Raw genomic sequence first — 13,284 nt, 5'->3', positions numbered from 1 at the left:
AATTAGGCGATTGTGATAGGAGTGTGCGTATCACGATAACCAGTTGTTTGTACATGTGTGCCGTCAAACCTGTATGCACACCCCCGCCTAGGGCAACGTATAACGTTATTATGTCTGTTTACAGCTTCATACGGCGCATCAGCGGCACACCTATGCGATTCAGCAACCGATCAAGCAGCATCCAGCACCAGCGTCTGCCCCATGGAAGGTGGCGCTCATACACAGCCGAATACTCAAAATCCGCCACAGCACCCCGATTGCGCTTAAACTGAGCTGCTCCCGCGCTCTCATGCAACAGATGGCCGTTCTTCCGAGCCTGTTTGATCAGACAGGCGGATAACATGCGGTATAGTCCGACGGACTGGGACACCGCTGTATCGTAACCGAACAACGGTGTTGTCATGATTCCATTTCGGCAGAAATAACCCATGACCGCGTCCAAGCGCCCCTCCTTTCGCAGTCCATACAGCCTGAGTGTTCCTGATGCCATCGCAGCAGCAATGAACCGTTCGGTGAACTGGGGATTGTGATAGGAGTATTTTTCGAGATATAACCGCTTGTACAACTCCACGATTCGCGGAATATCTGCATCTGTCATTTCTACTTCGGAAACAAATTCATACTCGTGCTTGGCTAACAATTCGTAATCTCTCTTCAACAGCCAGCGCGATTTTGAGTTGCCAAAATTCGGATCATTCGCTTGGTACAGATAGATCTGTCGGCTCGGAATCAGTCGACACCCCACTTCGGTTAGCCTCGCCGTCAGATCGGGATGAAGTCCCGAACACAAGGAGCGAAACACAATGACGTGCTCCGGGTATCGCTCTTGTACCACTGCAAGCAAACATTCTGCCTGTTCACCGGACATGGCTGGATAGAGATTGGTGGACAACAGCCAGTTGTTCACATGCACGACTTTGTTAATCTGTGATCGCTTCATTCCCCAACCGATTAGACTGAGCAGCGCACTAAGGCCTTTTTCCAACACGGGTTTCTCCAACATGCTCAATTCCTGCTTGGCGTAACTCACGTAATGCGTATATGGCGAACAGACGTAAGCATTATCATACTCTGCATCATTCACCGTCAGTGGAATAACAAGATCGTCGATCCGGGCGAGCAGCATTGTGGTCTCCACGTTGGACATAAAGCTCTCGGCCCCTTGCTGCATCATGGGTTCCAGATAAGCTCTCGCATATTCGCCGTCCTCCGTATCGGGCCAGTCCATGTCTTTGAACGAATGCTGATCATAGAGACGCACACGTTCGATGTAATTGTCATTCCCAACCTCATATGTATGTACATCGCAACCCGATCTGTCGTTCCCTGCTTTATTCTTCAACCTTTTACTCCCCCATGAAGTAATATCTTCTTGTATCTACCATCTACAGTTACAGTTTCATTCTCTAGATACTCTACACAACACTGTATAGGAAAAAATTGTCGGCATCAACTTATACTCCAGATGAAAAAAGCCCGTCCAGCACGATAAATACGTACAGACGAACTTTCAACAATCTGGTATTAAAGTTTATTCTCCACGGAAGATGCCTGATGATCCGAGACTAACTCATTCAGGTTCACAATCAGCTGCTCCAGTTCTCCGAAACTTTCCACCATCTTCTGTGTTAAGTTACGCTGTTCTTCCATGCTCGCCAGAATCTCTTCGGTCGCTGCACTGGATTGCTCCGTTACACTCGAAATCTCGGAAACCTCATTCACTACTCTGGTAGAAGAATCCTTCATTGTTGCCGAACTCGTCTCAATATCTGTCGCTTGATTCAACACATGCTGAGAGTTGCTGTTGATCGTACGGAACACTTCATCTGCCGTCTGCACGCTGTCTCTTCCTTGTTGTAAGGATAGACGAATACGTTCGAATCGATCTGTCAGTGCCTGCGTTTGTCCTTTTAACCGAGACAGAATGGTTGAAATATCATTCGCAGATTGACCTGAGCTCTCGGCCAGCTTGCGCACTTCCTCTGATACAACCGCAAATCCGCGTCCATGCTCGCCTGCACGAGCCGCTTCAATGGCTGCATTAAGCGCGAGCAGATTGGTCTGAGTTGCGATATCCGCTATGCTGTTCAGCATAAGCGTCATGGATTCACTTTCCTCATTGAACTTTCGCATGTCATTTGCAGTTGTATTGATCGTTTCATATAAATCTTGCATCTGAATATTCAGTTGGTCCATATGTTCGCTTCCTGTTTGCGTGCTCGTTGCCATACTTGCGGACAACTCTTTCATCTGTTGGGAGTACAAAGCAACGTCCTTAATATGCCGATCCGATACAGCTAAGGATTCCGAAATGTCGGCCACACTGGTCGCCTGGAACTCCACACCCTTCGCAACCTCACTGAATCCAAGGGTCACTTCATGGGTAATGGAACCTGTTGAATCCACCTTTTTCTTCAATTGATCCGTATAAGAAGACAGACCTTCGACGGATTCCTTTACACGCTCGAGCATGATTTCCACCCGTGTCCGCGACGCTTCCACTTCGCTCCATCTTTTTTCACTTTCATGAAAGAGCTTTTGGTTCAAATAGGACACCATGAACAAGATTCCGCCCGCAACGGCGAACAGTCCTACATTGGTTGCATTAGTTACAAACTGATCCTGAGTCGTTGTAGGAATAATCCAAAGTTGAAGAATATTGTTCGCGAGCATAACCGAAAATCCGATGATAAACCATTTTTTGTTTGGATAAATAAGCAAGATTGAAGAGATAAGCATAGCAAGCAGCGGTTCAACGCTTCCCCATCCGGCGAATACCCCGCACAACGAGATAAGCACCGTGTTCACCCAAGGAATGAGATGAATATGCTTCTTTTTGGCGTTTGCATAAGCGAGCCAGATTCCATACAAGATCACAATACCGTTGGAAATAAATAATTTGGGCTCAATTAAAGCTACTGAAAATCCTACAATTAACACAACCCACAAAATGATGCTGATGATCTTGTTCCGTTTCCATATAATTTCGTCAATACGATTCATGCATACCCCGTCCTTTAGATAAAATAAGTTTACGATTGTAGGGCATACTCGCACTCACATCGGCCTCTTAATGGTTTGCTTCCGTGCATATTTCAACGCAACGCTCAGGCCACCGCCATAGTACAATGTTACTTCACAAATATGAAAGCAGCGCTACATTATGTATATCGGTATTCCGAATACAAAATTAAATATTAACTTTTATTTAATACGCTCCCGTATAAAAAAAAACATAAAAAGCCCCCCTTATACGCTGTTACGTACAAGAAAGGCTTCTTAGTCAATCGCTAATTCATTATCAAGATAATTAATTATTTACCGAACACAAGTGTCGTATTGGAGGAGCCTGCATACTTGGTGACGAACTCACGCGCGTAGCTGGCGCTCTCTACCTGATAACTGTAATTGGAGCTTGGTCTCCAGTTCGTTTTAGGTGAAGTTGGACTATTCAGCGCTGGTGTACTACCCGTATCCGTAAACTCACCTTTTCCTTTGTCATCCAGGATGCCGCCCTTTTCAGCGCCAGCACCGAAGTAATTGTTTTCCGAATAAATCCGTGCTTTTTCACCAATGGTGATGGCCTGATTAAAGTTGTTTGCATAGTTGTTTTTGAGATGGAAGTAACCGTATCTTAAAAGTCCAGGACCACGTACATACAAGTTTTCGAAGTAATTGTTGGACATCGTCACATGAGGTACCCCATTGTAACTGCTGTTACCATCATTCGGATGACCGAGGATAACGCCATACTTATGGTTTGCAAATTTGGAATTGCTAATCGTGATATAGTCGGCGCGATCACCGATATACAGCAGTTTGTCCAGATCACTACCGCCAGAGCTGTAGCTGTGACCCGCAAACGTTACATGATCGATCCAGTAATTGGAGCCTGAAGTGATATACATCTGGATATCATCATTGGCATTAATATTCGCTGAATGTTGGAAGGTCAGATTCTGAAAAATCACATTGCTTGAACTGCTTGTCGATCTGAAATGAATATTCGTTAATGTATGCCTGTCAAAGGAACCTATGAGTGTCTTGTTTGCTCCGAATTCAACTTTTTGCAACGTAGAGGAAGAAATATTCTGTTCAACGACGACAATTTTGGCCGTAGAGCCCGCCATGTGTGTTCTCAGGTCATTGAGATTACTAACGTAAACCACCTGACCGTTTTTACCACCTGTCGTAGCTGACTTGGATACACCATTTTCATTCTTGGCACTGCCTGCAAAACCAGTCAATCCGTTTGTACCTGTGTTTGGATAACTGGCCGCACCATATGTAGACGGGGCTGTGGAGACAGTTATCAACAATAGAGTTATAGCGAGTAACAGCATCGAAAATTTCTTCAAAATTTCACCATCCTTTATAATATTATCCTCAAAGACAAATCGATTATATCGTGTAACTACGGCTGTGACAATACAAAAACTGCAAAAAGACAACAATTCTCACTTTTATGCAACAGCAGATCAGATATAGTGAAAAAACAAAAAAATGAGATGAAGTCATAACCATTGCCATGACTTCATCTCAACCATCGATCCTATTTTATTTATTTAATTTTGATCTCCAGTAAATCGCAGGCTCCGTTGTTCTAATCCCATATTCCCAGCCCATATGTACAACCTCCTTCAGACTTCGTTTGCTCCAGATGATTGCTTTTGTTCGTGGATTTGCTGGATTGAACGATCCAACCACAACTCATACCAGTTCAGAAAATGCAGTCGATTCGTATTGCCCCAATACTGATCAGGATAAATTCCATTGCGGTTAGCCCGGTCATCAACCCAGATCTCTCCGTAGGAGGCTCCCTTAACGATCAGATTCATGGAGATGCCACAACCAAAATCACTGATGCGCAGCATGCCTGCCGACCATTTTGGATCAAAATATTCGTGTTCCAGAGCATACCATTCCTCTTCTTCCTTGCTATCATCGAACCAGTCATAGTTCCAGTTCCATGCTTCCCTGAATTGAAAAGGGGCCGAGATCGCATTCAGCTCATCATAACCAAGCACAGCGTATACACCGTCATCCGGGTTCTCCAGACCATAATAAGGCCCTGCACCACCCGCCCCCATATGTAGAAGCCATACCTTATAGTCCTCCGGCAACTTAATTCGCCATTTCTGTTCGAACTGTGCAATATCCTCCTGTGTCCATACAGCTGACATCTCATATGCATGGCTCTCTGCGCCGAACAAGTCCAAATCCGAGTCCAGACTTCGGAGATTGATTAACTTTTCACGCATACGTTCTAGCTGTTCAGTGTACACGGCCTAGCTACCTCCTTTGCTACTCCATCACGTTCGTTCCACGACATTCCCGCGGTGCTGCAACTCATCCAGTGCGGCTGCCACATCTCGTTCAGGACACAACTGCTTAATCAGGCTGGCAGTCACCGGTTTTTCTTCATATATCTCAGCTACAGCTTCCAACGGTAGGTCTGGCATATCATAGTATCCTTTGGCCCAATCCACGTAATCTTCCGAGTCTTTATTCAAATACTCCAGCAAAAATTCTGCACCACCTCTGGCGTCTGCTTCACCTTCCTCGGCCAACGCCATCTGAATCCAGTTACCAACCTTCCATGACAAGTCGTTCCCGTCCTGCCATAGGCAAAAGGTCACATTCTCCAGATCCAGTGTCTCCTCATGATCCCGCAGAACAGTCATCAATGTCTTCGGCACTTCATCGTACATGCCTGGGTAGATCTCTCCATCCTCACGAGCATGCGGACTTAAAGGTGACTCATGATCAAATCCCTTAATCAATGTGCCTGAATTCGTAAATAATACATGCAGATGATCACCTGCGCCATTATCGATGCTTCCCCATGCCACACCTGGCTGAAGTTCTTTTTCATAATGATGTACACGCAGCCAGTCTTCCTCCGAAAATATGATATCCAGTGCGGCAAGTATTCTCATCCGTTGACGCAGGGTATCTGTGTCCAATAAGGGTGTCTCGTTCCAAACCTGCATATGAATCCCTCCTGTTCACCTATGTACATTAAATCCGGATTAATTCAGCCAACGTGTTCTTCCCCTGAGTACTTCGAGTCATGACAATTGCGATCCGACTGGCTTCTCTGGAGATGATACACGCATAGTTTCCGGGATTTAGCTGAAACATGACCCCTTCACACGTCTCATCCGGCTCCAGTTCCCCGCCAGTAACATCATCAGCCGCTCCCAGATAGACGTGCCCAGACGGAACTTGCAGATGATATACCTTTTCCCGTTTCGCTACGTCATCTGAATCTGATTCCACCTCTGCATCCTCCAAGCTCCACTCTACCTCATACACTCCATCCGCACCCAGATTCAGGAACAGACAATGGCCTGCATTCACCTCACTTAACTCATCTTCCGGTATGGACCACCAATCCGAAGTATCCTCGAAACGATGCTTTAACGCTGCCAGATCATACAGGCACAATGTTGCCGTATCTGTAACCATTTGAAATGTTCCTCTCATATTCCCCGTCCCTTCTGTCAGATACAGACCTAACCTCAGAAATATATTCCATCATTATATCAAGCCTGATACACGTGTAAAAGGAACCCTTGGACCATCTCTGCTTTCGCAACTCTTCATTTCTCACTCCAAACGGTCGATATAAGCATAACTGACTTTTTTGAACTTGATGGAGGAAGCCAAGCCATGTCGATGAATAATAGAAAAGAACCCTTTCGCTACACACTAAAGGAACCAATCAACTTTGAGATCTATATTCTCAGCATCAACGGGGTCAATGCACCACCGAAACCCATTCAGGCTGAGTTATGTGATATCAGTCGGTCCGGCTGTCAGCTATCATTTCCACTATCCCTTCCTGTCGAGAATAACGATATTCGGATTGGCATGAATATGCTGCTATTCGAAGACCCTCTATATATGGAAGGCACTCTCCGCTGGGGGCAAGAAAAAAATACCTCATGGCACTACGGTGTCCAACTCGAAATGCAGGACGGTAACCAGGACCGTCTCTCCCGAGAGATGCGAATGCTTGCAGGACAAGGCAAAATTATTGTGAAATAGCGAGTGGCCATATAGGTTGGTAACCAAAACAAACAAAAACAGCCCAATCAAATTGGACTGTTACGAGATGAAACACATTATGCCGCTTTACTGACTGTCACTGGTTGTTCCATTTTGGACCAGTTCACGGTTTTTTCGAGAAGTAATGATACCAATACACCAATAACGAGACCATTGCTTATAATCGGAACAAGATACATGGGCAAGTTTTGAAAGGCTTCAGCAGGAATATTCATTACAGCAACTCCAGTGAGTACCGGCAACGCTACACGATAGATCGTTTTAGAATTAAACGTCGTGCCCTCAAGTGTTCTTAATGCTGTACCGAACATCTGCAGATAGGCTACAAACAGAACAGCACTGCCTACGCTTGGTGGTATTTGTGCAAAAAAGGCAGTGACCGAAGGTGTAAGCCCCATCATACATAACAACCCCGCTCCAATAATAAAGGCAGCACGACGCAGAATGCGAGTGCTCTCCAGAAAGCCGATCGATGATGCAAATAAACCAAATGGCAGCACACCTACACAGGCCGACAACATCGAGAACAGACCCGTTAACACGTATGAGCGTCGGTACTGCTGACGGGTCGTCTCTGCCTGATAAAGTTTCTCGACCGTGCTTAATGTGGTAATCGAATTCGTCATATTCACCAGTCCCACAAAAAATGCAGTAATGACGATTCCCGGTTCCCATCTTGGTGCTCCCCATGGAAACAGCGTTAGGCCTCCTACTATGTGGTTGGGCTGTCCACTATGTTGTCCCGGAAACAATAGACTATAGGCAATCCAGCCTGCCACAATTCCAATTAAGATCGCGTAGTTCCCCAGTTTCCCCTTACCCTTTAATTGAATCCATGCCACCAGAAATGCAATGACAACGGATAACGCGGCAACTGGCAGATCGAAGCGACCAAACTCCGTATATCCAATCATGCCTTTAAAAAAGTTCATGGTTAATTGAATGGTCATCAGAAACAGCATGGCACTCTTCACCATCGGTGTAAACAGCTTCTGCAGCACTTGCGCCGCGCCTAGCCAGCCCAATATCATCATCGTCAGACCCGCTAACAGAAAACCTGCAGCCAGACCACCACCAATGCGCTCCAGGCTCATACCTGCTGACGAAGCCGATACAGTCAAGCTCAGTGTCAATCCCCACCATAGTCCTGAAGGGCCATCCATGACTGCATAGCGGTGACCAAATACTGCTTGAAGAATACACACCGCTCCGGTAAGGATAAATGCGTGCTGCATGGAGGCAGCAATGGCATCCGAGGACAGATGAAAATTATGTCCGATAGATAGCGGAACCACAACAGTATTGGTAAACAGGAAGAAAAACCACTGTATGCCCGCTAAAATCATTGAAGATACGTCTTTCATATTCTTTTGTAAAAAATGCTCTTGATGTCTATTCATTTGTTAGCAATATCCTTTCACTCTTCTGTATCATAAACACATAAGTGCTTTTAGACTTCGGTTAATAACCGTTCCATCTCCGCATATTGATGCTGACGCGCATGTACAAGCGGTGTAATTCCGTCCCGATCCGCGATCTTTGGATCTGCACCATATTGCAAAAGCAAGGCAACAATCTGCTGATGCCGTGGACCGCCATCTCCCAAAATGACTGCTTCCAGCAAGGCTGTCCATCCCAGATTGTTGATATGGTTCACATCTACATCACTGCGTGTCAGCAGAAGCTCCACAATGTGCACATGGCCCCGATCAGCTGCTGGAATAAGGGCGGTACCGCCAAAACGATTTGTTAACCTTGTATCTGCACCTGCTTCAATGGCCAGTTCAACCATGTCATACATGCCTTCGGCACTCGCGTATAACAGCGGATTATCCAATCGTCTATCCTGGAGATTAATGTCTGCTCCGGCGTCCACTAGCATTCTTGCCGTGTCTATCTTATTACCGTGCAACGCAGCCATCAGAGGTGTTCGCCCCAATGCATCCCGTTCATTCAACTGGCTACCCTGGGTGATAAACCGAATGACCTCATCGGTATGTCCTGCTTGAGCGGCATCATGTATTGTTCTAACCACGTTATTTCATCCTCCAATTCAACGTCTTCTCATGCAGTAACTTTCATAGAAAAACCAAGCACTCTAGTCAGGTGTGCAAATCTAATGTATGTTAACATAAGAACGTAGTATATTAAAAATACATGTTTTGTTGGCTTTCCATACGAATTACATATAGTTTGAAGGCAAAGGAGACAACCACTTGGATATCAAACAATGTCGCTATTTCATTGCCATTGCTGAGGAGAAACAGATTACAGCAGCAGCCCGAAGACTTCACATGGCTCAGCCCCCCTTAAGCCAGCAGCTTAAGTTAATGGAAGAAGAGCTTGGCGTGATGTTGTTTGAACGCAAAGGGCGCATGATGGAACTAACGCAGGCTGGTCGCAGCTTCTACGATTATGCGGTCACCTTGACCAAATATATGGAGGAAGCTGTAATGGAGATGCAAAGTTTCCAGCACGGCATACGTGGCAAACTCGCCATCGGCATCAATACCATATCAGATCGCCTGATCCCTCAAGCACTACAGCAGTTCCGTACTACCCATCCACAGGTGACCTATAAAATTCAGCAAAATGAATCGGCACAATTATGCCGATTGCTGGAAGATGGCAAAGTTGAGCTTGCCTGTGTACGCATGCCTGTCCAGACCGCACGCTATGAGGTGTTGCACCTGCCACAGGAGCCCCTTTTCTATATTTCTGCAACACCGCTAGTTAACTCGACAGACATGCTACCAGAAGCGGAGATGGGGACTTGTTTTGAGCAGCTCACAGGAATTCCTCTATTGCTTCCAAGTACAGAGGGGCTCGGTATGTTCGAGTTAATTTTGGACAAATTCCGTGAGCATCAAGTCACCCCCTCCATCATGGGCGAGTGCTCAGACATTAATATGTTGCTGGAGCTGGTCCGACTCGGCTTCGCCAGTTCCATCGTGCCTCACACGGTACTACAGTTATACCAAGAGCACCCTTTCCACGTATACCGCATTCAAGATCAGCATTCCACGGTTGGCTCGGCGCTGGTCTGGCTGCAGAACCGTTATCTGTCCAAGCCTGCACAACACTTTGTGCAATTGGTACAGGGTATGCTTCCTGTGGTATAGAACAAACAGAACAAAAAAAGCAGCAACTTCCCCGGCTTTGAATCCGGCAAAGTTGCTGCTTTATTCTTTTGATTAAGCTTTGGCTGTGAACAACAAATCTTTTTCTTTGATCGTCGTGCGACCAGCAGACTCAATAGACTCATACTGGTGCATGTTTGTAATAATAACGGGTGTAATCGTTGTATAACCGGCTTTTTCGATCTGTTCCCGGTCGAACTCCATCAGTACATCACCTACGGTAACCTTCGCACCTGCTTGTACTTTAGGCGAGAAGAATTGACCTTTCAGCTTCACGGTATCAATGCCGATATGAATCAACATCTCAGCGCCAGTATCACTTACCAGACCAATGGCATGTCCACTCTTCGATAATGAGAATACTGTACCGTTGATTGGAGATACCACACGTCCTTCAGTTGGTTGAATCGCGAATCCTTTACCCATAATCTCTTCAGAGAATGCAGGGTCCGGCACTTCGCTCAGCGGTTTAACTTCACCCGTGATTGGGCTGAAGATTTGCTCATCTTGTGCTTTTGCTTCTTCAGTTTCGGAAGCGGAAGTTGTTGCTGCTGTTGCAGGCTCAGCTACTGGTGCAGCTGGCTCCGATGCATTTTCTTCTTCGAATCCAAGAATATATGTCAGAACTGCCGCAGCTACGATAGCAATCAGACCACCAGCCAGTGCATAGAGAAGTGTGCTAATTGCCGGACTGATAAATGCTGCGATACTTGGCAGACCCACTAGACCTGTAAGTACATATGCTTTAACATTGACGATCCCCATGAATCCGCCTGCGATAGCTCCACCAATCAGAGCTGCAATAAATGGTTTTTTGAATTTCATGTTGATACCATACATCGCTGGTTCTGTAATCCCCATAATAGCCGTAAGACCTGTGGAATAGGCAAGGGATTTGGTTTTGCTATTTCTCGATCTGAGACCTACACCAAATGCTGCACCACCTTGTGCCAGGTTAGCTGCAAACATCAGTGGAATAATAAAGTCGTAACCCAGTGTTGTCATTGAACCGACAATGATTGGCAACAGTGCATAGTGCATACCTGTGATGATCAGCAGTGACATCGTACCACCAATCAGGATACTTGCGAAGATGGACATATTGTCGAACAACCATGAAATACCACCGGACAAACCATTACCAAGAACCGTACCCAATGGTCCAACAGTCATCAACGTCAGTGGAACCATAATCAACAGGGTAACCGTCGGAACAATCAGAAGCTTCAATGAAGCATGTGTAACACGATCAACAGCTTTCTCGACATAAGAAGCAATCCAGATGGCGAGAATGATCGGAATTACCGTAGAAGAATATGTCGCTGCTATAACCTTAATTCCCACAAATGTGGTGTCACCATTGGCAAGCAATGCTGTAATCGTTGGATGCATAATACCCGCTGCGAGCGCTGCAGCAATATACATATTACTACCCAGCTTACGTGCAGCACTAATTGCTAGAATGATTGGCAGGAAGTAGAAGGCACCATCCCCGATTGCAGACAAGATGATATAGGTTGAGCTGGTATCAGACAACCAGCCCAGGGCTACAAGGATCGCCACGATCCCTTTGATCATACCTGCACCCGTAATGGCTGGTAGGATTGGAGTAAATACTCCTGAGATGAAGTCGAACAGCGCACTTATTGGATTTCTCTTTTTCTTTTCTCCAGTTGAAGCAGCTGATGATGCATTATCTGCGGTTGGTGATTTGGACATGTTGCCAACAAGTGCGTTATACACGACAGGTACATCGTTACCGATGATAACCTGGAACTGTCCGCCGTTCTCCATCACGCCCATCACGCCTGGTGTATTTTTTAGCGTCGCTTTGTCCGCTTTTTGGTTGTCATTCAGGTTAAATCTGAGTCTTGTCATACAGTGAGTGACTTGATCGATATTCTCTTCGCCACCAACAAGCTTCAAGATATCCTTGGACAATTGTTGTTTATCCATTGTGTTTTGCTCCTTTTATGTGTAATGAAGGTTAAAAAAAAACCTAAACACTGAATAATGACAAAGCAGAAAAGCTTATCATTATTCAACGTTTAGGTTTTGCCTTTTTAGCAGTAACAATCCTAGTTTATTCAATTGTTTGTTCATTTCTGACAATTCGTTCAATATGAATGGTCAGATACAGTATTTCTTCCTTGGACAACACCCGATTATAGATCTTACGCGTATAGTCACTGATCCTTACTGCACATGCATGTGCTTCAGGATACTGCTTGCTCACCAAGTCATGAAGCGGATTATCTTCTTCTTTATCTTCAATTGCCGTCCCTTGCAACACACGTTGGGCAAAGAACTTCAGATGAGTTAAAAATCGATAATAACTCAATGAATCTTCATCAAGCTCGATCACAAAGCTGCGTCTTACGATATTAAGAATGTCCTTAACGATGTTTGTAATGCTGATCGTTTCCCTCATCTCACCGTTCATCTGGGCATTAACCAGATGCATCGCAATGAATGCGCATTCGTCTTCGGGAAGCAGGACACCTAATGTTTCCTCAATGATCTGTAGCGCCTTGAGTCCAATGGCATATTCCTTCCGGTACATGCGCTTGATCTCCCAGAACAATGCGTTACGGATCTGCAATCCTTGACGATGTCGATCAATGGCAAAATGAATATGATCCGTCAGTGAAATGTAGATGCTCTCATGCAGCTTCTCACCTAACACCGTCTCGGCATAACGGATAATCTCATCCGAGCACTCGACATATTCAACCGGGATATCTGACAGAAGCGTTTTAAGTTTCTGTGATACTTCCTTACTTTCAAGCGAGAATATTTTTTCGACGAGACTCTCGTCTATCGATTCACCAGTATGCTTTTTGAAGGCAATTCCACGTCCCATAACGACCAGTTCGTTTCCTCCCGGATCAATTACGGTAACTACGTTGTTGTTCAGCACCTTCTCAATTTTCATTTCTTCACATCACCTTGCACCGTCAAAGTAGTAAAAGGCAAAACCAAAGCAGGTCACGAAATATGCCCCGCCTCTGGTTTTGCCTGATTGAACAGTAACAATCCAGTATTCATTAGCCTTAGGCCCATCTTACCA

The 13,284-nt window shown here is 45.5% G+C and carries 12 protein-coding genes; 2 read left to right on the top strand and 10 right to left on the bottom strand.

The features are described 5' to 3' along the window. Positions 1–118 precede the first annotated feature (118 nt). The 6 genes from MKY73_RS06645 to MKY73_RS06620 form a co-directional block, all read right to left on the bottom strand. On the bottom strand, positions 119–1,342 hold the full coding sequence (locus MKY73_RS06645; protein ID WP_339306373.1) for a GNAT family N-acetyltransferase: 1,224 nt from the start codon (positions 1,340–1,342) through the stop codon (positions 119–121). Between the two features lie 182 nt (positions 1,343–1,524). Further along, the gene (locus MKY73_RS06640) at positions 1,525–3,003 is read right to left on the bottom strand and encodes a methyl-accepting chemotaxis protein (RefSeq protein WP_339306371.1); all 1,479 of its coding nucleotides are present in this window, start codon (positions 3,001–3,003) and stop codon (positions 1,525–1,527) included. 311 nt (positions 3,004–3,314) lie between these two features. Continuing rightward, positions 3,315–4,343, bottom strand: coding sequence for a pectate lyase (locus tag MKY73_RS06635; protein ID WP_339308517.1), 1,029 nt, complete (start codon positions 4,341–4,343; stop codon positions 3,315–3,317). A 297-nt stretch (positions 4,344–4,640) separates the two neighbouring features. Continuing rightward, a complete protein-coding gene (locus tag MKY73_RS06630; RefSeq protein ID WP_339306369.1) occupies positions 4,641–5,285 on the bottom strand; it encodes an SMI1/KNR4 family protein in 645 nt (214 codons plus the stop codon). Positions 5,286–5,312: 27 nt separating this feature from the next. Then, on the bottom strand, positions 5,313–5,993 hold the full coding sequence (locus MKY73_RS06625) for a hypothetical protein (protein WP_339306367.1): 681 nt from the start codon (positions 5,991–5,993) through the stop codon (positions 5,313–5,315). 28 nt (positions 5,994–6,021) lie between these two features. Continuing rightward, positions 6,022–6,489 (bottom strand): DUF6386 family protein, encoded by a 468-nt coding sequence (locus MKY73_RS06620; RefSeq protein ID WP_339306365.1) that lies wholly within the window; start codon positions 6,487–6,489, stop codon positions 6,022–6,024. A 186-nt stretch (positions 6,490–6,675) separates the two neighbouring features. On the opposite strand from MKY73_RS06620, the gene MKY73_RS06615 reads away from it, so the two are divergent. Further along, a complete protein-coding gene (locus MKY73_RS06615) occupies positions 6,676–7,053 on the top strand; it encodes a PilZ domain-containing protein (protein WP_253439666.1) in 378 nt (125 codons plus the stop codon). A gap of 77 nt (positions 7,054–7,130) precedes the next feature. Here MKY73_RS06615 and MKY73_RS06610 read toward each other — a convergent pair whose 3' ends face one another. Further along, on the bottom strand, positions 7,131–8,474 hold the full coding sequence (locus tag MKY73_RS06610; RefSeq protein ID WP_339306363.1) for a uracil/xanthine transporter: 1,344 nt from the start codon (positions 8,472–8,474) through the stop codon (positions 7,131–7,133). Between the two features lie 50 nt (positions 8,475–8,524). Beyond that, positions 8,525–9,109 (bottom strand): ankyrin repeat domain-containing protein, encoded by a 585-nt coding sequence (locus tag MKY73_RS06605; RefSeq protein WP_339306361.1) that lies wholly within the window; start codon positions 9,107–9,109, stop codon positions 8,525–8,527. 181 nt (positions 9,110–9,290) lie between these two features. Between MKY73_RS06605 and MKY73_RS06600 the strand changes: the two genes are divergently transcribed. Then, complete coding sequence (locus tag MKY73_RS06600) at positions 9,291–10,196, top strand: LysR family transcriptional regulator (protein ID WP_339306360.1); 906 nt, start codon at positions 9,291–9,293, stop codon at positions 10,194–10,196. Positions 10,197–10,268: 72 nt separating this feature from the next. On the opposite strand, the gene MKY73_RS06595 is transcribed toward MKY73_RS06600, so the two are convergent. Together MKY73_RS06595 and MKY73_RS06590 are read right to left on the bottom strand one after the other, a co-directional pair. Next, complete coding sequence (locus tag MKY73_RS06595; protein WP_339306359.1) at positions 10,269–12,170, bottom strand: beta-glucoside-specific PTS transporter subunit IIABC; 1,902 nt, start codon at positions 12,168–12,170, stop codon at positions 10,269–10,271. A gap of 127 nt (positions 12,171–12,297) precedes the next feature. Continuing rightward, complete coding sequence (locus tag MKY73_RS06590) at positions 12,298–13,149, bottom strand: PRD domain-containing protein (RefSeq protein WP_253439676.1); 852 nt, start codon at positions 13,147–13,149, stop codon at positions 12,298–12,300. Between the last annotated feature and the right edge of the window lie 135 nt (positions 13,150–13,284).

The organism is Paenibacillus sp. FSL R5-0519, assembly GCF_037974275.1.
Classification (GTDB): Bacteria; Bacillota; Bacilli; order Paenibacillales; family Paenibacillaceae; genus Paenibacillus.
This window is presented reverse-complemented; position numbering and strand designations above follow the sequence as displayed.

Bases quoted from the DNA above. Each gene is read 5' to 3' on its own strand.
- MKY73_RS06595 (WP_339306359.1), bottom strand. From the start codon at position 12,170: ATGGATAAACAACAATTGTCCAAGGATATCTTGAAGCTTGTTGGTGGC.
- MKY73_RS06635 (WP_339308517.1), bottom strand. From the start codon at position 4,343: ATGCTGTTACTCGCTATAACTCTATTGTTGATAACTGTCTCCACAGCC.
- MKY73_RS06610 (WP_339306363.1), bottom strand. From the start codon at position 8,474: ATGAATAGACATCAAGAGCATTTTTTACAAAAGAATATGAAAGACGTA.
- MKY73_RS06640 (WP_339306371.1), bottom strand. From the start codon at position 3,003: ATGAATCGTATTGACGAAATTATATGGAAACGGAACAAGATCATCAGC.
- MKY73_RS06620 (WP_339306365.1), bottom strand. From the start codon at position 6,489: ATGAGAGGAACATTTCAAATGGTTACAGATACGGCAACATTGTGCCTG.
- MKY73_RS06625 (WP_339306367.1), bottom strand. From the start codon at position 5,993: ATGCAGGTTTGGAACGAGACACCCTTATTGGACACAGATACCCTGCGT.
- MKY73_RS06590 (WP_253439676.1), bottom strand. From the start codon at position 13,149: ATGAAAATTGAGAAGGTGCTGAACAACAACGTAGTTACCGTAATTGAT.
- MKY73_RS06615 (WP_253439666.1), top strand. From the start codon at position 6,676: ATGTCGATGAATAATAGAAAAGAACCCTTTCGCTACACACTAAAGGAA.